Origin of the sequence: Shewanella sp. POL2 (assembly GCF_000282755.1) — a bacterium.
GTDB classification, from domain to species: domain Bacteria; phylum Pseudomonadota; class Gammaproteobacteria; order Enterobacterales; family Shewanellaceae; genus Shewanella; species Shewanella xiamenensis.
The window spans coordinates 1-17,389 of record NZ_AKZL01000011.1; the positions used below are offsets into that span (position 1 = coordinate 1).

A 17,389-nucleotide genomic window follows, 5' to 3' on the forward strand; every position below is an offset into this window, starting at 1 on the left:
GTCTCGGCATCGAGATCTAATTCATGACGAACCATACGGGCGCGGCTTAATTGCGCGGCGCGCTTTTGGGCATAATCGGCTTTTAATTCTGTGGGAAGAGCGCGATAAACGGCTTCGGCAATTAACTCTCGGTCCATCGCATATAGCGTTGACGGTAAATAAGTTGAATCGGTGGATATTGGTAAGAGTGATACTTCATCTCCCTGCATGATCCCAACGGCACAGTTGGCACTGCCATAATCAAATCCAACAAACATCCGCTTACCTCTAAGTCATACCACAATAAAAAGCCGAGCACGTTAACACAGTTTGTCTCAATCCCAAAGAAAGCCTAGCGCATATCCTACCCTTTACCTTGTAAACTCATGACTAGCCAGCGTTAAGTTAAAGTCACATTTTTGTCACAATGGTCATCAATCTGACATATTCCGTTCGTATCTTTATAGGCTAATGACTTTCGCCCGAAGGGGAATTTACCTTTAAATCCCTTCATTTGTAGCAGTAAATCTGATTGCACTCCGATGTATGAATGCTATTGTATACTGCGCCATGACGCTTGCTTAAAGGAGCTGTGCAGTGTCCCCGAATACCGATAAACTGTCGATTGATAAAGAACTCTCTTGGTTGTCATTTAATGAGCGAGTGCTGCAAGAGGCCTGCGACCCCAATGTGCCGATTGTTGAGCGCGTGCGCTTTTTGGGTATATTCTCCAATAATATGGATGAGTTTTTCCGGGTGCGGGTCGCAGCAGTCAGGCGCTCTATATTACTGTCTTCCCTGCAGGAAGGGCGTAGTAATAGTCGTCACTTAATGGCAAAAATTCAATCCAAAGTGATGGCACTGCAGGAGCGTTTCGACAGTATCTATGCCGAGCTGATGCGCGAATTAGTTCGCCGTAATATATTGTTAATTAATGAAAAACAATTAAGCGACTTCCATAGTAACTGGCTTAAAAAGCATTTTCGCGATCATTTTAAACGCCATATAGCGCCGCTTATCGTCAATAACAATCGCGACCTCGTAAAACATATCAACGATGATGCAACTTACCTTTGCGTATGCTTATACACTAAGTTGCGCAGACAATATGCTCTCGTAGAGGTACCCACCAAAAATGTCCCGCGTTTTATTGAGTTACCAGCAGAGAAATCTAAAGCCAAAAAATACCTGATCCTGCTGGATAATATTATCCGCCACTGTGTGGATGAGTTGTTTGGACCGTTTTTTGAATACGATGCGATTGAAGTTTATTCGATGAAGCTCACCCGCGATGCGGATTTTGATATTACCGATGAGCTAGAACAAACTCAGCTAGAAAAAATGACCAAGGGTCTGAAAAAGCGCCTGACGGCTGAACCTGTGCGTTTGGTATACGACAAAGAAATGCCCGAACATATGCTTGAAATGCTGAAGGAAAATTTAAATATCAGCTCTACTGAATGTTTGATCCCAGGCGGGCGTTACCACAGTTTCAAAGACTTTATTGGCTTCCCCAACCCCAGCCGTGATTACCTCGAAAACGAGAAACTGCCCGCGCTAAATAGCTCGGGCTTTGGCCGCAGTGCCAACAGTTTCGATGCGATCAAAATGGGCGATATTATGCTTAATTATCCGTACCATAAGTTCTCCCACTTTACGGAAATGGTACGTCAAGCCGCCTACGATCCTGCGGTACGGTTTATTCGCATCAATCTGTACAGGGTAGCGAAAAAATCCCATGTGATGCAGTCACTTATCGATGCAGTCAAAAATGGTAAACAAGTCACTGCGGTAATAGAACTACGGGCTAGATTTGACGAGCAATCCAACATTGAATGGACGCGAGTACTCGCCGAAGCCGGCGTAAAGGTCCACCATGGGATCACCAGCTTAAAAGTACACTCTAAGTTGTGCTTAATTGGCCGTGAAGAGCAAGGCGAAATGAAGCTTTACTGCCATGTCGGCTCAGGCAACTTTAACGAAGGCACGGCACGGGTCTATACCGATTTGTCCCTCTTTACCGCCAATCAGGAAATCGCCCGCGAAGTGGAGCAAGTGTTCGACTTAATTGAACATCCCTACCGCCGTGATAACTTCCAGCATTTGATTGTGTCACCCTATGATGCGCGACAAAAGCTCACCCATTTGATTGATAAAGAGATTGTTAACGCCCAAAGCCATATTAAGGCGGCGATTACTTTAAAATTGAATAACTTACTCGATGAGTCTCTAGTACAAAAGCTCTATGAAGCATCGGCTGCGGGCGTCAAAGTCAAATTATTGATCCGCGGAATTTGCTCGCTGATACCGCAAATTCCGGGGATCAGCGATAACATCGAAGTCTACAGTATTGTCGACCGCTTTTTGGAGCACTCTCGGGTGATGCTATTTCACGCGGGTGGTGAAAATAAGTTGTTTATTTGCTCCGCCGATTGGATGAGCCGCAATATTGATAACCGTGTTGAAGTGAGCGTACCAATCTATGATCCGCGTCTAAAACAAATGGTGATGGATATTTTATCGTTACAATTCAACGATAATACTAAGGCTCGCATTATCAATAAGGAACAGAGTAATCCTTATCGTAATCGCGGTAATAAACGTAAAGTGCGTTCTCAAATTGCCATTTATCAATATCTGATTAATTATGAAAAGCGGTTACAGCAAGAATTAAACGCCCAACGGGAAGCTGCAAAGCTTGAAGCAGAGCAAGCACAAGCACTGACTCTCGATCCCGCATTACAGGCCAAAGCCAGCTAACGCTGGCTTTATTTTAGTCTCGATTGCCTAAGGATAATCCGATTGGTTGCCACACATTCACAGCCGCGACACTTTGTCGCCATCGACATGGGCTCAAACAGTTTTCACTTGGTTATCGCCCGAGAGCAAGACGGCAGTTTGCAGATATTACACAAAGAAAAACAGCAAGTTCAGTTAGCGACAGGCCTCAATGCGCAAAATATTCTCAGTGCTGATGCTATCGAACGCGGCCTAAATTGCCTACGGGACTTTAATCAGCGTTTTTCAAACCTCGACCAAGCACAGGTACGCTTAGTCGCCACCCACACCTTAAGAGTGGCTAAAAACCGTGAGCAGTTTATTGAGGCAGCGCTGCGTATTATGCCCTACCCAGTGGAGGTGATTTCTGGCCATGAAGAAGCGCGGCTCATTTATAACGGCATTGCCCAAAGCCAAGTACTTGGGAAACGTAATATCGTTATCGATATCGGTGGCGGCTCTACCGAAGTAGTGCTCGGGCAAAAAAATACCCCTACCCATTTATCGAGCCTACGCTGTGGCTGCGTGAGTTTTAATGAACGCTTTTTTATCGATGGCCAAATTACTCCAGCGTCGTTTCGCGGTGCGCAAAGCGCTGCCGACAAACAATTTGCTTCACTGTCGAAGGAATATTTCAGTGGCGATTGGGACTTAGTGCTCGGCAGCTCTGGCACCGTAAAAGCTATTTGCGAAGCAATCCAAGAAGAACATGGTGATGAAATCGTCACCCTCGCCCGCCTCAAACAATTAAAGCTGAAACTGATCAAGTGCGGACACATCAGCCAAGTGCACTTTGCCAATGTCGATGATAAACGCACGCCGCTAGTACCTGCTGGCCTTGCTATTTTAATCAGCTTTTTTAGACGTTTACCCATTGAGCAATTGGAGTTTAGTCCAGGCGCCCTGCGCGAAGGCGTGCTCTACGAATTAGCCAAAATCGGCCAATATCAAGACATTCGCCACCGCACCGTTGACAGTATTGCCCAGCTTTACCATGTGGATATGCCCCATGCGGCTAAAGTGCGTGACACCGCCATGGCGCTGTTTGAGCAAGTCGCCGATGAATGGGGATTAAGACCCCATGCACGCTTACTCTCCTACGCTGCGACCCTGCATGAAATTGGGTTACACATTAACTCCAAGGCATTACACAAACACGGTGCTTATATCATTAGTAACAGTGACTTACCGGGTTTTAGTGAAGCGCTGCAACAGGATTTAGCCAGACTAATCGCCAACCACCGTAAGAAACCCAATGAATTGCTACTGGCCGAATTAGAGCCTAGCCACAAACTCACCCTCATTCGTCTCGCCTGTCTACTGCGCTTGGCGGTGTTAGTGCATTTAGGCCGAATTGCCAAAGCCCTAGTGCTTGAGAAAATCCAAGTGGTTCCAGATGGCCTCATGCTAGTGCTCCCTAGCCACAAGCGTAAAATAAGTTTGTTTATGAAAGACTTGCAGCGAGAGCAAAAACAAATGGCAGCCCTAGGGATGCAGCTGCGTTTTGTTTCAAGCCTTGAGCAGCGCCAAGATAAACCGTAAGAAGTAAAAAGTGGCATGCTAAACAGCATCGCCAGTGAATAAAAGCATTTCATCCCTCAGAGACATTGAGAGCTCTAAGGGATGAACTGATAAATGCCTTATGCTATTTATCCCCCTTCCCTTGAGGGATCTCGAGGTTATCAAGCTCACAACCACAGCGATTACAGTAGGTTGCATCTAAATCATGACCCATTTTATGGCATTGATTACAAGTACGCAGATCCCTATGCCGTCCCGCTTCTTGGGAAATTTCTGCGGTTAAAATGCCCGTAGGGATCGCAATAATGGAGTAACCCAGCAACATGGTAAATGCGGCAATCGCTTGGCCTAGTTCGGTTTTCGGCGTGATATCTCCGTACCCTACCGTCGTGATGGTCACAATAGTCCAATATACTGACTTAGGAATAGAGCTAAAGCCATTCTCAGGCCCCTCAACGACATACATCACGGCACTTAATACCATGATGATTAAACTCACCGAAAAGAAAAATAGGAACACTTTACGACTAGATTGCATCATCGCCTTAAGCAGCAAATTACCCTCGCTTAAGTAGCGCAGTAATTTAAGCACCCTAAAAATCCGAAAAAGTCGCAGCACACGAATCACTAAGGTGAAATTTGCTCCAGGAATAAAGAGCGCGAGATAACTGGGCAGTACCGATAATAAATCCACTAACCCATAAAAACTGCGGGCATACAGTACTGGATGGGTCGCGCAATAAAGCCTCAAACCGTATTCAACGGTAAAAATCAGCGTAAACACCCACTCTAACACCCGAATAATGTGTCCATAATCCCGATGAAACGCTTCCACTGTGTCAAGAAACACCAACGCCACACTCAGTACAATACAAATGATCAGACCAAGATCAAAATAGCGGCCTGCGGGTGTATCGGTACCAAAAATAATGATGCGTAACTTACGTTTAAATGGGCTTTCAGTGTCCAGTTTTTCAAGCGAATGGTTTGACATAGGGGAAAACATCCTTGCGGTAAATAGCGTTATCTGCTCCTAATTTCCAAAGTCTGCCATGCAATTGCTACTCGCTCAAAATTATCTACTCACATTGGCAAAAATTTGCGGTATGATGCGCAAAAAAGCGTTAACAGCGTCATTTTAGAGGAAGACATGCGCGTACCACTACTTTCCAAATCCATTACTGTGGCATTAACTCTCGCCGCACTGATTTCTCCCCAAGTGCTCGCCTCATCGAGTATTGGCAAAGTCGATTTAGTGGTAATCACTAAGTCTGAATCCAATATGGCCTTATTAAGGGATGGCAAAGTCCTGAAACAATACCGCATTGCTATGGGTGACTTGCCGACAGGCCATAAGTTGACTGAAGGTGACCAACGTACACCACAGGGCCGTTATATTCTGGACTATAAAAAGTCCGATAGCGCCTATTATAAGTCCATCCATATTTCTTATCCGAATGAAGAAGATAAGTTAAGAGCCAAGGCGCTAGGGATCAGACCCGGTGGCATGATCATGATCCATGGCCAGAACCCACGCTCGCCTCTCCCTCCTGAGCAAGCACAGCAATACAACTGGACCGATGGTTGTATCGCCATTACTAACGCCGAGATGGACGAAGTGTGGAAAGCCGTTGATGAAGGTACACCCATCGAGATTTGGCCCTAAGCCATCACAGAATACGCCCAGTTAAATGGGCGTTTTTATTTGTGTTACCTGCTTTAAGGATTTTTGATGTCAACAGCAAACACAGAAGCTAATGTATTGAGCTTCAAAGCATTAGAACAGACATGGCCTGAATTTGAGGCGAAGATATTGGCGTTTCTAGACCAATTGGGCTTAGCAGATAAAGCATTGCATTGCGATCATGTCGCCCTGAGGGTGAACAGTATCGCCGCTGCAGATGCACTCAAGCAAGCCTTAAGTGCCCGCGGGCGGATCATCTCGGATAATCAAATTAATGGTCGCACAATCCTGATCATTGAACTGGATAAGCCCTTAAGACTCGGCAACTTTAGCATCGACTGTGTCGAACTCCCCTATCCTGGCGATACCGTTTATCCTCAAGAAGGCTGGGAGCATATCGAGCTGGTATTGCCATCCACTGCACAGGACTGCGACAGTCTAAGCCAAGAACTGACTCATTTGAGCCCCTCACTTGTGCAATTACTCCAAGGGCATTCGGCATCCTTAACCGAAGCGCCAATAAAAGTGAAATTTAGCTCACCTAAGGGCGATAAAGAACGCTTAGCTAACCCCACCATCGCCTTTAAACGAGCCGATGTCTGTATCAAAATCCACCCGCACAGCATTAAAGCGGTTATCGCCAGCGAACAGGCGGAGATATAAGATCAATCGAGGCGCAAACCGTTGACATTAGGAATGTGACAGCAATTCCAATGACATATAATGGATTGCATGAAACAGGCAGTTTGCGAAAAAATCAGCAGCAATAACGGTTGAAATAGCCTAGATTCAAGCTATTAACACTTTGGTTAGTCATTAGATTTTCTCGATTTTGTGTTATCGACCACGGGAGTCGCCGATGCGCATTGCCGTGATACCCATAAGGATGCAGCACATGAAGCCACATAAGCACGAGGCACAGCTACTCAAACTCGCCCTCGAAATTGGGATCGGCTACGCCAAAAAACGCGGTTTTGATGACTTTGACAAGGGTGTGTCGCCCAAGGATAAAGTGGAATGTATTTATCGACTTTTAGTGACCGATAATCTGATCCAACCCTTAGCAAAAGATAAAGAAGACGGCCCGAATATGAAGCACAAACTGGTACTGTGGATCATCCGCCATCTGCCGACTGACCATCCTTTATTGCAATAAGCACTCAAACACAAAAACAGGGCACCAATGATTGGGTGCCCTGTGTGGAAATAAGAAATAGACGCGGGAGTTACTTCGCGACTTTTTGCACTTTCTGTGCTTGTTCCGCCGCCAACACAGTGGCCATCGGTGGCACTATGGTTGTCGGATCGAGGCGCATTTGGAACCAATTCAATCGCCAATCTAAATGCGGACCATTCGCTCGTCCTGTCGCCCCAACTTCAGCCACAGCTTGCCCTTGCTTAACGGTTTCGCCCGCATTCACATAGAGTTTGCTTAAGTGTAAAAAACTTGAACTCACGCCATAGCCATGGTCGATAACCATAGTCCCGCCTGAATAAAACATATCGGGAACCGACAGGCTAATCACCCCATCAGCGGGTGCGACCACCACAGTGCCAGTTTTCGCAGCGACATCCACACCAAAATGTGGGTTGCCAGGCACATCGTTATAGATGCGCTGACTGCCATAAACACCGGAGATCCTGCCAGTTAATGGCCAAATAAACGACTGTAAAAACGCGATTTGTTCACTAAAAGTCCCGCGTGCCGCTTTGACCTGCGCCGTATCCTTTGCTGCCCGCTCCTGCGCCACCGGATCGGGCTTCATAATCTTATTACTGATCCCTTTAACATTCTGAATATTGTACTCTCGCTTCTTGATATTTAACGGTTTAACTTCAGTTAAGCCATCGGGATACATCAAACGTAATTCTTGAGTCAGCTGCGCATCCCTATCAAAACCAAAGGCAAAATGACCATCAGGCGTCACTTTAACGGCCTCGCCATTAAGACTTACCTGAGTACCCGCTGGGGCTTTACCACGAATTAATGCACCTTGTTCAAATTTACCGTCAAAACTCACTTGTGCTTGAGTCGATAAGCTAAACAGGGCCAAAAGTGACAATAACGCCGCCTTACAGGTGCGCGATGGCATGTTCGGCAACGTTTTTAACAACTTAGGTAGAGCATTAGGTACAGCGTTTAGCATATTTTCAAAAATCCTTATTCAAACAATAACGCCCTAAAGATTAGGGCGTTAAAAAATCGATAGGGTTAATTCCCTTTGGTCACTATGGCGCCTTTACCCACACCTTCGTAGGCAATCACAGTAAATTGGCTTGAAGGCACTTTCGTGGCTAAAGTGGTTGCCATATAGTCTGCCAGCAATTCGACCGTGGTATCGTGCGGGATCAAATCACAACATTCCTTGGGCATCGCCAGTTGGAAATCCCCCTGAGGCGCTTGATAATGGAAACCATAATGGCTGTCATCGCTGATCCGCGTTTGTGGCGATAGGTTTAACGTCTTCACCGAGACTAAATCCTCTTCGCTACCGAGGTAGATATCGTGCCAACGCTTGGCCCAATACTCATCCCATTTCGGCGCGGACACTCCATTCTCAAACACTTGAACTGGGCTGCGATGACCGTGGGCAATCCGCTGGCAATTACCATCGTGTTTACGCAAACCATGGCTATAGTGATAGTAAGGCGCGTTCAGGATCTCATGCCTTAAAGTGAGGCTAATCCCTTCAACATTATCGGGCAGAGTTTCCCGTAAGGCTTTTTGTAAAAAGGCGTTAACGCTTGGAATATCAATCTGTTCCGATGGAACGAGTGCAAAGGCTTGGGAAGGGCAAGCTAAGTGGATCTCACCGAGCGCGCTTTCAAAATCCATCCACACCCGATCGCCCTGCTGCTGCCAACGCACGCCGCTGCAGGCAGTAGGCACCAATAAACGATGATCGGCCACCGCATCAATCGTGTGCTTAATCGCACGTTTGACCTTGGCAAAATCGAGCACCATATTTTGCTCGTCTAGACCGCCTTCTAATACGACATCAACAATCCAGCTTTCCCCCACCATGCCACGCTTTGGGCACAGGTAAGAAAAATCGATCACGGTTAAATCTTTTACAAACAGTTGCATTGACTCTCCTCGGCAGAAAAACAGTCCGCCTTAATAGGGATTGCGCCACTTAGCGATGGCCGAGCACGCTCACTTGGACAGACACCAAGCTTACCCAAATAATAAGGATTCTAATCAATTCTGCTTCGCCCCGCGACAAATGAATCCTTTCTTAGATACTTTTTATCTTAAGACATGTGTAAACGAACTTAGCCCACCATAGTTTGCTATCGCATGAGTAACAAACACAAAATAACGCAAACCGTTTAATCGGCCATATCGTGACCGACAGATAGTTTCAGCCGCACACTAATAGACACTACAGATTAGCAAGCAAACCCCTAAACGAAACACCGCAAACCCTACAAAGTTAATCGAGTAAAAACAGCGAATTAGCTCACAAAAATCTAATCCACAACAGCGATAGACCCAATCGAAACAAGGCGTTATCCCTAAGCCATTTTAGTCGTTACTATCGCCCTATAAACCATACAACTAACAAGGTTAATAAGGGAGAAAACCAGATGACAAAACTTACCGCTATCGCGATAACCCTCACAGCTATAGTAGCGAGTAGCTATGCCGTTGCCGCCGAACCGATTGAAGTCATTTCCCCAGCAAAAATCACTGAACCCGAAAAGGTGGAGCTGGGTAAAATGCTGTTTTTTGAACCAAGGCTGTCTAAATCAGGTTTTATTTCCTGTAACTCTTGCCACAACCTCTCCACCGGCGGCGTGGATGCCCTGCCCACATCGATTGGTCACCATTGGCAAGAAGGCCCAATAAACTCTCCGACCGTGCTAAATGCTGACTTTATGCTGGCGCAATTCTGGGATGGCCGCGCCAGCGACTTAAAAGAACAAGCCGCGGGCCCAATTGCCAACCCCAAAGAAATGGGCTTTACCCATGAACTCGCCACCGAAACCATTGCCTCAATGCCCGCTTACCGTGCCCGCTTTGCCAAGGTTTACGGCGATGAAAAAGTCGATATTGACCGCTTAACCGATGCCATTGCCGCCTTCGAAAAAACCTTAGTCACGCCAAATAGCCCATTCGATCAATATCTATTAGGTAAACAGGATGCGATAAGCAGCGAAGCCAAAGCGGGTTACCAACTGTTTAAGGACAAAGGCTGCGTCAGCTGCCACAACGGCCCTGCGGTCGGTGGCACTATGTTTATGAAGATGGGCTTAATCAAACCGTTCCACACCAATAACCCCGCCGAAGGACGTAAAGGTGTAACGGGTAAGGATGCGGATAAGTTTGTGTTTAAGGTACCGACACTGCGCAATATCGAGCTCACCTACCCCTACTTCCACGATGGCAGTGTATGGACGCTCGAAGAAGCGGTAAATACCATGGCGGATATTCAGTTAGGGCAAAAGCTTACCGACAAGGAAACCAAGGAAATGGTAGCGTTCTTAAATTCACTGACAGGTGAACAGCCACAGATCACCCTGCCGATCCTCCCCCCATCGAATAAAGAGACTCCGCGCCCAGTACCTTTTGCGACAGGAGCAAAATAAGGATTAAACCTAAGAAGCATTTAGCATAAAACAAAGGCCGAGGATAAACTCCTCGGCCTTTTTGTTTAATGCTTGGTGCTTAAAAGCTGACGCTTAAAGCTTAAGCGATATTATCCCAAGCGGCTTATTCGCCCTTAAGACGTCTATCTAGCTGATCTTTTAAGTTTGCCGGCACGCCTTTAATCAAAATTGTGTCGGAAATCGGATCGTAAATCACTCGCTGACCTAAATGGCCACCATCGAAGCTAATGGTGACTCCGCCACCGGTACCCGAAAACTTCTTCAATTGTCTTAAGGTCGATTTATCGGCGGGAAATTCTTCATCCAGCTCATAACTGCCACCACGGGCAAAGTCATAGAAAGACTCCATACCTTGATCGGCAAGCTCATCCGCTAAATCTTTGATCTCAATATCGGCGCCTTCGTCGAACCGCTCGGAGCAATATTCAAACACTTTATTACGACATTGCTGGCGTTCTTCTTTGGTCAGGTCACTACTGGCGACAAAGTCTTCCACCGCGTTCATCAAGGTTTTGTTTTGCGCCTTGGTATTCACCCCTTCGACACAGCCCATAAAGTCGAGGAAGAAGTCCGCCACTTTACGGCCTGCACGCCCACGGATAAAGGAGATGTACTTGCGAGAATCTTTATCAGCCTGCCATTCGGTGAGATCGATTCGCGCAGCCAACTGGATATTGTTTAAATCCAAATGGTTATTTTGTGACAGCTCCATATCATCCAGTACCGTCATTGACGATTTTGCACTGAGCAGCGCCACAAACAAATAATCACTCGCCATGTTGGTGTAGCAGGACATCAACAGGAATCCGCCTTGGCTAAAATCATATTTTGCCAACTCTTCCTGCAACAACTTACTGGCTTGGCCGGTAAATTCGACAAAACCTAAATCCCCTGCACGGTATTCCTTTAGTGCATTGGCAAACGCCGGATTAGCCTCACCATCATCACCGTGAATACCAAAATAACCGAATCCTTTGCCGGATTTGCTGGTATAAGTCTGATGCAACTCTTCGAGCATCATCTCGACAGCCTGACCGTTCAGCAGAGGTTGAGGACGTAAACGGCAGCGTAATTGACCCTGACTGTCCTGGGAAATCTCGTGAATAATTGCTTGTTCGATGTTAATACTCATAAGCCCTGATAGTGATGCTGGAATAAATCCGCTATTATATGCCGCTAATCCATTCCAAAGTGAAACATTTTTTGATTATGGCAATCCAATCGAAATACTCAAACGCACAAGTTGAATCATTAATCGCCGAAATTTTAGCGGTACTCGAAAAGCACAAAGCTCCTACTGACTTAAGCCTGATGGCGCTAGGCAACTGTGTCACTCACCTGCTCGAGCGCAAAGTGCCAAGCGAATCTCGCCAAGCGGTCGCCGAACAATTTGCGAAAGCGCTCGCACAATCGGTGAAATCCAATTAAGTTAGTCGAGTAACAATGATTAAAACAGCATAAGATACAACGCCTTTTAGGAATAAGCGGATCACTATGGTCGAGCGAAAAAAACAAATGAGCCGCGATCGCGTATCGCGACTTATCAACTGGGGACATTGGTTCGCCTTCTTTAATGGCCTATTGGCTATGATCGTCGGCACACGCTATTTAAGTAGTGTGGGTTATCCCGAAACCTGGTTTGGCTGGGGCTATCTCGCCGTCAGTACCATTGGCCAGTTCAGTTTTCTTGCTTTTATCGCCTACTTGATCTGCCTATTCCCACTGACGTTAATCTTACCTTACTCCAAGATACTCAGAGGCTTAGCGGCCGTTATTGCGACCTTAAGCCTGTGTATTTTATTGTATGACACGATTGTTTATGCCGATTACGGCATGCACTTAAGTCCCTTCGCCTTTGATTTAGCCTGGGCCGATTTGAGCGCCCTACTCCACGGTACGTCTTATATCGTCACGCCCATCGCCATTTTGGTGATTGAGCTAACGGCGGCGAACTTCCTGTGGAAACGGATTGAAAAAATCCAAAAACTCAATCTTGGCAATAAAGTCATAGCCTTTGTTGGAGTATGCTTTGTTAGCAGCCATTTGATCCATATTTGGGCCGATGCCGCTGATATCACCGAAATCACCCGTTTCGATGACACGTATCCGCTGTCGTACCCCGCAACGGCTCGTAGCTTTATGGAAAGCCACGGCATTGACGGTTCATCCCAAATCGATGATGACGCAAATCATGCCACTAATGTGCTCAGCTATCCTATCCAGCCACTGCAATGCCAAGCGGATAATAAACCAAACGTATTAATGCTAACCATCGACAGCTTACGTGCCGATATGGTGGACACCAAGACCATGCCGTTTTTGCATCAATACACCGAGCAGAATCAGAATTTTACTCACCACTACAGTGGCGGCAATCAATTTAAGACGGGCATGTTCTCCCTACTTTATGGTTTACAAGGCAGCTATGGCGATGCACGCATCTTCAATACTACAAGTCCAATCATCACCCGCAGCTTTAAGCAGGAAGGTTATGAACTAGGCTTGTTTATCCCAGAAACCAATCTGAATTTGCGTGCAGCCCAGGCCATGTTTAATGACTTTACCCCCGTCATTGCCAAAGAAACCAATGGCAGTGCCGAGGCGGATATTCTTAGTGTTGGCCACTTTACACAGTGGCAAAGCGTGCAACAACGTCCTTGGTTTGCTCTAGTAAACCTTAAAGCACCCGAGAATTTTGATACACCGGTAGGCTTCCTCGGTATCGAAACTGTCAAAGCCGATGCGAATTTACAACCCGCGCAAAAGGTATTATTTAACCAATATCGCCAATCATTGAATTTTATTGATAAGCAAATTCAATCGATTGTAAGTCAATTACCTAGCGATACCTTAGTGGTGATCACCGGCGTCAACGGCAAAATGTTTACCAGCAATAGTGACGAAGCGCTGCGTAATTTGTCACCAGATAGCGTTAGAGTCCCACTGGTTATCCACTGGCCAAATGTAGGAGCTAGCACGGTTAACTATCGCACTAGCCACTATGGTATCGTTCCCACTTTAATGACCCATGTCTTAGGCTGTACCAATAACCCCACAGACTACAGTGCGGGCCGTAGCCTGTTGCAACCAAGCCAAGAAACCTGGATTTACATCGGTGACAGTCGCATTTTTGCCATTTACCAACAGTCGGAAATCACCGTCATCGACCGCCATGGCAAATACCGCATTTACGATGAAAACTTTGAGCACAGACTGTACAAAAAGATGAGCGCACCTGAGCTTATTCAAGTGATGCGCGAAGGCAGGCGCCTTTACAATCACTAAAAAGTATTTTACCTCAAAGCCCTAAATCACTTAGGGCTTTTTGTTTTAACAATTTCATTGCGAGTAGCGTGTTGCAAAGCCAACAACTTGATCACATTAATCACACCATTACTAAACTAATATCAGACAGTTAGTCCATTAAATGCTAAAATAACTATATGACTCATAAATGATATTTTTATTTGGCTGATTTCATTCCATGACTCTTATTAAAAACGATCAGAATCAAGCCTTTGACGCCATTCATACTATCCTCAACAGCCTAGATGCGCTGGTCTACGTTTCTGATTTACACAACTATGAGCTACTGTATTTAAACGATTATGGAACGGCCATTTGGGGCAAACCCGCCGGTAAAAAGTGCTATCAACTCCTCCAAGCAGGCCAAAATAGTCCCTGTGCTTTTTGCACCAACCACAAACTGATTGGTCCCGAGGGCGACGCCACTGGTGTACATGTATGGGAGTTTCAAAATACACAAAATAAGCGTTGGTACCAGTGTCGAGATCAAGCGATTCGTTGGACCGATGGCCGCCTAGTTCGGATAGAAATCGCCACTGATATCACTGAACGTAAACACATGGAACAGGCATTAATCGAAGCTAAGTTCATCGCAGAACGCCTTGCCAATACCGACGAACTCACAAAACTCTACAATCGCCGCGCCTTTTTCCATTTTGGGCACCCTACAGCACATCATTCAGGCCAAGCGCTAGCGTTTATTATGTTTGATATTGACCATTTTAAGCGCGTCAATGATCAATGGGGACATGCTACAGGCGATGCAGCCCTTATCCATATCGCACAGCTGACGCAAACTAAACTGAGAACAAATGATATTCTTGCTCGTTTAGGTGGCGAAGAATTTGGGCTGATTTTACCCAACACCCAACATGAACAAGCATGGCAAATTGCAGAGTCTATTCGCCATGGATTTGATACACAGCCACTTTACCTTGATGGACACACCATTCATTGCACTGCAAGCTTCGGCATATCATCCTTGATCTTGCCTCAAATCAATCATCCCGATGAAGCACAAGCACTCTTGGAGACTCTATTCAATAATGCCGATCAGGCTATGATGCGAGCGAAACGCACAGGCAGAAATCGAGTCTGTGATGCGGAATAAACCAGCTCAAAGAAAGTTTAGCCATTTAAATTCAGCTTAAGACTCAAGATCGGATAAGCATTTTTAGCCAGTAAGGCAGTTTTTATCGCCATTGAGCCTGCTTTATAGTCCAATAGAATGGTTTCGCGGCTTAACAGTTTATTCCTCAATTCAAGACAAATTTGTCGTCAGGTGTACTGGATAGCCCATATACCCATACATTGTTATGTCGATTTCTGGTAAGGCCAAACATAGGCAAATAGATAAGAATATGTATGGTAGCAGGTGTGGGAATTTTCGGTTGAGCTAACGACCCGAAACACATAATGGGTCAAAAGCTTTTAGCCAGATGAACAGTTCAATGGTCGTTAAGATTGGCATTGTTGCAACTGTGACCGTTGGCGGCATGGATGCCGCCGTCGAGCCCTCAGGGATGCTTCTTGTGAAATAAAATGGCGGCCTGTCACAGGGGAAACAATGACAATTCATCCTACACACCTGACGACAGACTTATCTTACTTGGGGCAAAAGCCTTTAACGGGATTAACCGTGTAATGGTTAGTTAAGATTGCCATCAATAAAGCAGTGCTCTTAACGGCATAAATATCATCCTAACTAACCTTCACTATCTCACCTTCCCTATCTCAGTAAATAGGCCCAAACCAATCAACTCAACTATTCTCGGCATATGGTTATACGGCGAAGTGCAAATATGCCCAGTAGCGAAAGGATTAATAGGGATAAACTGCCACCGCCGCTATAACCTTGTTTATGTTCTATGGTCGCAATATGTTCTTCTTTCACGCGGGTTTTAAAGCGGGCTAATTCGGCGTCTAAATTAGTGATCATATCGTTTACCGCTAGATCAAAGCCTTCGGCGGATTTTTCACGTAACACGTTGGTGACGCTCACCGCGGTTGAAGTGTCGGTAAGTTGGTTGATGCCGGGCGCCCTAAACAGCATTTTTTGGCTACGCATATCAAATACAGCGGTATCGACAAAGGTTTGGATCGCGTTTTCATTGCCGGGCACCATATACATGCCGACTATGGTCCAATACAGCAGTGAAGCCTTATTCTCGCTGCTTTGTAACAGTTGATCGTAAGACACCAGTGCCATCACATCGACATCGTGTAAGCGGGCAACCTGCTGCAAGGTGCTAAAACCTTTGCCATTTTTAAGGTAAGTGCTGGGAATTAATTCGATACGGTCAATAAAGTCGTATTTCACAAAAGACTGTTTCACTTTATCCAGCAAGGCGATTTGTGAGCTGCTATCGAGGGCTTCGGATTGCCAATGGGTGGAAGGTAAAAAGGCGATGCCGACCGTGATGGGAAGACGTAACACGGGAATACTGGGCTGCTGTGCCTCACGCTGTTTATCGTCGGGATAGAGATATTCAACCAGACTGCTGGAAACCACGTTTTTTTCGGTGGTGTTACCGTTAAAAAAGCACTGCAACCACTAAGCAAGATGCTAATCGATGCCAGCGCGCCTACAAGCGCAATGAATTTTGTTTTCATCTGTTTCCCTACCGTATCCTTACTGCACACAGGCCCATGCAACCCGTGCATATTGCCGCTACCTTAGCGAGTCACTGCTGTAAAAACAAGCCGTTAACTTCACATATCGCGCTTTTGTTTGGCTTTTTAGAGGCTTAGAAACAACCAAGCCGCATCGAAATGAGGCTTTGGCTTTGATAACGACATAAATAACATCACAAACTAATCATAATGATTATGCTGCAACCACATGCCGCTGTGCGCGAAGTGGGTGTAAACGATTATGCATTACTTTAATAGTTTCGAACTGCACCATAGTTTTAGCACCGGATAACACACATTCAGGTGATAGCAACATCACTAACGCCGATTGTAAGGTGTTTTCGACGACTAACACTAATGCACGTTGTTTTTGGCATTTAAGCTCAAAGACTTTACCTACATCACTGTAAACGCATACATCGCTGGTATCAAAAAACCAAGATTTAGGCATTTGGGGAGTCAGCATAAAATGGGCCGCTGTCGCATTAAGGGCAATTTGCACTATTGCGGCATCGGTTAGAGATAAGTTTTTTGGCAACTTGTCGAGTAAGCTCATATAGAATTTGGCGTGCGCGATATTAAATTCCATGCTTGATAAGGCATCAGGAATTAATGATTTCGCTTTATAAGCCGTCAGAAATTCTATCTCGGAACCTAACGAAACGCCTAATACACCATACGAATCGTTATATTTCCAGTGCCAATCCTTTTGTGGCAATAATAACATAACGTTTACCTACTATTTGAACACTGCCACATCATAGTAGATATTTTATGCAATATCAAAATAAAAATAATAAAATACAAATTAATTAACAATTACTTAGAAGATCTATTTAGAGATCATAACCGCGATCTGATGATCGTTTTAGA

Annotated in this window: 14 protein-coding genes and 2 pseudogenes; 9 read left to right on the plus strand and 7 right to left on the minus strand. The window is 45.6% G+C overall.

The annotated features are described in order from the left end of the window. A pseudogene (locus tag SHEWPOL2_RS04320) lies at positions 1-257 on the minus strand (molecular chaperone); the annotation flags it as partial. A 319-nt stretch (positions 258-576) separates the two neighbouring features. Here SHEWPOL2_RS04320 and ppk1 point away from each other — a divergent pair. Together ppk1 and ppx are read left to right on the plus strand one after the other, a co-directional pair. Further along, positions 577-2,739 (plus strand): polyphosphate kinase 1, encoded by a 2,163-nt coding sequence (gene ppk1 / locus SHEWPOL2_RS04325; protein WP_037418115.1) that lies wholly within the window; start codon positions 577-579, stop codon positions 2,737-2,739. A 42-nt stretch (positions 2,740-2,781) separates the two neighbouring features. Next, a complete protein-coding gene (gene ppx / locus SHEWPOL2_RS04330; protein ID WP_037426443.1) occupies positions 2,782-4,299 on the plus strand; it encodes an exopolyphosphatase in 1,518 nt (505 codons plus the stop codon). 103 nt (positions 4,300-4,402) lie between these two features. On the opposite strand, the gene SHEWPOL2_RS04335 is transcribed toward ppx, so the two are convergent. Then, complete coding sequence (locus SHEWPOL2_RS04335) at positions 4,403-5,272, minus strand: ion transporter (RefSeq protein ID WP_037426445.1); 870 nt, start codon at positions 5,270-5,272, stop codon at positions 4,403-4,405. A gap of 156 nt (positions 5,273-5,428) precedes the next feature. On the opposite strand from SHEWPOL2_RS04335, the gene SHEWPOL2_RS04340 reads away from it, so the two are divergent. From SHEWPOL2_RS04340 to SHEWPOL2_RS04350, 3 genes are all read left to right on the plus strand, one after another. After that, on the plus strand, positions 5,429-5,944 hold the full coding sequence (locus tag SHEWPOL2_RS04340; RefSeq protein ID WP_050991306.1) for a L,D-transpeptidase family protein: 516 nt from the start codon (positions 5,429-5,431) through the stop codon (positions 5,942-5,944). A gap of 66 nt (positions 5,945-6,010) precedes the next feature. Further along, a complete protein-coding gene (locus tag SHEWPOL2_RS04345) occupies positions 6,011-6,625 on the plus strand; it encodes a VOC family protein (RefSeq protein ID WP_037426451.1) in 615 nt (204 codons plus the stop codon). Between the two features lie 232 nt (positions 6,626-6,857). Beyond that, a complete protein-coding gene (locus SHEWPOL2_RS04350; RefSeq protein WP_011626406.1) occupies positions 6,858-7,118 on the plus strand; it encodes a DUF5062 family protein in 261 nt (86 codons plus the stop codon). 70 nt (positions 7,119-7,188) lie between these two features. Here SHEWPOL2_RS04350 and SHEWPOL2_RS04355 read toward each other — a convergent pair whose 3' ends face one another. Both SHEWPOL2_RS04355 and SHEWPOL2_RS04360 read right to left on the minus strand, forming a co-directional pair. Next, positions 7,189-8,109: a M23 family metallopeptidase gene (locus tag SHEWPOL2_RS04355; RefSeq protein ID WP_083848298.1), complete on the minus strand. Its 921-nt coding sequence runs from the start codon at positions 8,107-8,109 to the stop codon at positions 7,189-7,191. Between the two features lie 65 nt (positions 8,110-8,174). Beyond that, on the minus strand, positions 8,175-9,050 hold the full coding sequence (locus tag SHEWPOL2_RS04360; RefSeq protein WP_037426454.1) for a 6-carboxytetrahydropterin synthase: 876 nt from the start codon (positions 9,048-9,050) through the stop codon (positions 8,175-8,177). 503 nt (positions 9,051-9,553) lie between these two features. Here SHEWPOL2_RS04360 and ccpA point away from each other — a divergent pair. Beyond that, complete coding sequence (ccpA, locus tag SHEWPOL2_RS04365) at positions 9,554-10,555, plus strand: diheme cytochrome c5 peroxidase CcpA (RefSeq protein ID WP_037418098.1); 1,002 nt, start codon at positions 9,554-9,556, stop codon at positions 10,553-10,555. A gap of 124 nt (positions 10,556-10,679) precedes the next feature. On the opposite strand, the gene yejK is transcribed toward ccpA, so the two are convergent. Then, complete coding sequence (yejK, locus tag SHEWPOL2_RS04370; RefSeq protein ID WP_037418093.1) at positions 10,680-11,708, minus strand: nucleoid-associated protein YejK; 1,029 nt, start codon at positions 11,706-11,708, stop codon at positions 10,680-10,682. Between the two features lie 77 nt (positions 11,709-11,785). Between yejK and SHEWPOL2_RS04375 the strand changes: the two genes are divergently transcribed. The 3 genes from SHEWPOL2_RS04375 (at position 11,786) to SHEWPOL2_RS04385 (ending at position 14,993) form a co-directional block, all read left to right on the plus strand. Next, complete coding sequence (locus tag SHEWPOL2_RS04375; protein ID WP_011622981.1) at positions 11,786-12,004, plus strand: YejL family protein; 219 nt, start codon at positions 11,786-11,788, stop codon at positions 12,002-12,004. 66 nt (positions 12,005-12,070) lie between these two features. After that, on the plus strand, positions 12,071-13,861 hold the full coding sequence (locus SHEWPOL2_RS04380) for a DUF3413 domain-containing protein (RefSeq protein WP_037426457.1): 1,791 nt from the start codon (positions 12,071-12,073) through the stop codon (positions 13,859-13,861). A gap of 199 nt (positions 13,862-14,060) precedes the next feature. After that, complete coding sequence (locus tag SHEWPOL2_RS04385) at positions 14,061-14,993, plus strand: GGDEF domain-containing protein (protein WP_037426460.1); 933 nt, start codon at positions 14,061-14,063, stop codon at positions 14,991-14,993. 654 nt (positions 14,994-15,647) lie between these two features. Here SHEWPOL2_RS04385 and rhlP read toward each other — a convergent pair. Beyond that, a pseudogene (gene rhlP, locus SHEWPOL2_RS04395) lies at positions 15,648-16,495 on the minus strand (rhombotarget lipoprotein). Positions 16,496-16,709: 214 nt separating this feature from the next. Continuing rightward, positions 16,710-17,243: a cell division protein ZapC gene (locus tag SHEWPOL2_RS04400; RefSeq protein WP_037419319.1), complete on the minus strand. Its 534-nt coding sequence runs from the start codon at positions 17,241-17,243 to the stop codon at positions 16,710-16,712. Positions 17,244-17,389: the final 146 nt, after the last annotated feature.

What these genes read in the sequence shown, in the direction of transcription:
- SHEWPOL2_RS04335 (WP_037426445.1), bottom strand. Translation starts at nt 5,272, where the DNA reads ATGTCAAACCATTCGCTTGAAAAACTGGACACTGAAAGCCCATTTAAA.
- SHEWPOL2_RS04340 (WP_050991306.1), top strand. Translation starts at nt 5,429, where the DNA reads ATGCGCGTACCACTACTTTCCAAATCCATTACTGTGGCATTAACTCTC.
- SHEWPOL2_RS04345 (WP_037426451.1), top strand. Translation starts at nt 6,011, where the DNA reads ATGTCAACAGCAAACACAGAAGCTAATGTATTGAGCTTCAAAGCATTA.
- SHEWPOL2_RS04350 (WP_011626406.1), top strand. Translation starts at nt 6,858, where the DNA reads ATGAAGCCACATAAGCACGAGGCACAGCTACTCAAACTCGCCCTCGAA.
- SHEWPOL2_RS04355 (WP_083848298.1), bottom strand. Translation starts at nt 8,109, where the DNA reads ATGCTAAACGCTGTACCTAATGCTCTACCTAAGTTGTTAAAAACGTTG.
- SHEWPOL2_RS04360 (WP_037426454.1), bottom strand. Translation starts at nt 9,050, where the DNA reads ATGCAACTGTTTGTAAAAGATTTAACCGTGATCGATTTTTCTTACCTG.
- ccpA (WP_037418098.1), top strand. Translation starts at nt 9,554, where the DNA reads ATGACAAAACTTACCGCTATCGCGATAACCCTCACAGCTATAGTAGCG.
- yejK (WP_037418093.1), bottom strand. Translation starts at nt 11,708, where the DNA reads ATGAGTATTAACATCGAACAAGCAATTATTCACGAGATTTCCCAGGAC.
- SHEWPOL2_RS04375 (WP_011622981.1), top strand. Translation starts at nt 11,786, where the DNA reads ATGGCAATCCAATCGAAATACTCAAACGCACAAGTTGAATCATTAATC.
- SHEWPOL2_RS04380 (WP_037426457.1), top strand. Translation starts at nt 12,071, where the DNA reads ATGGTCGAGCGAAAAAAACAAATGAGCCGCGATCGCGTATCGCGACTT.
- SHEWPOL2_RS04385 (WP_037426460.1), top strand. Translation starts at nt 14,061, where the DNA reads ATGACTCTTATTAAAAACGATCAGAATCAAGCCTTTGACGCCATTCAT.
- SHEWPOL2_RS04400 (WP_037419319.1), bottom strand. Translation starts at nt 17,243, where the DNA reads ATGTTATTATTGCCACAAAAGGATTGGCACTGGAAATATAACGATTCG.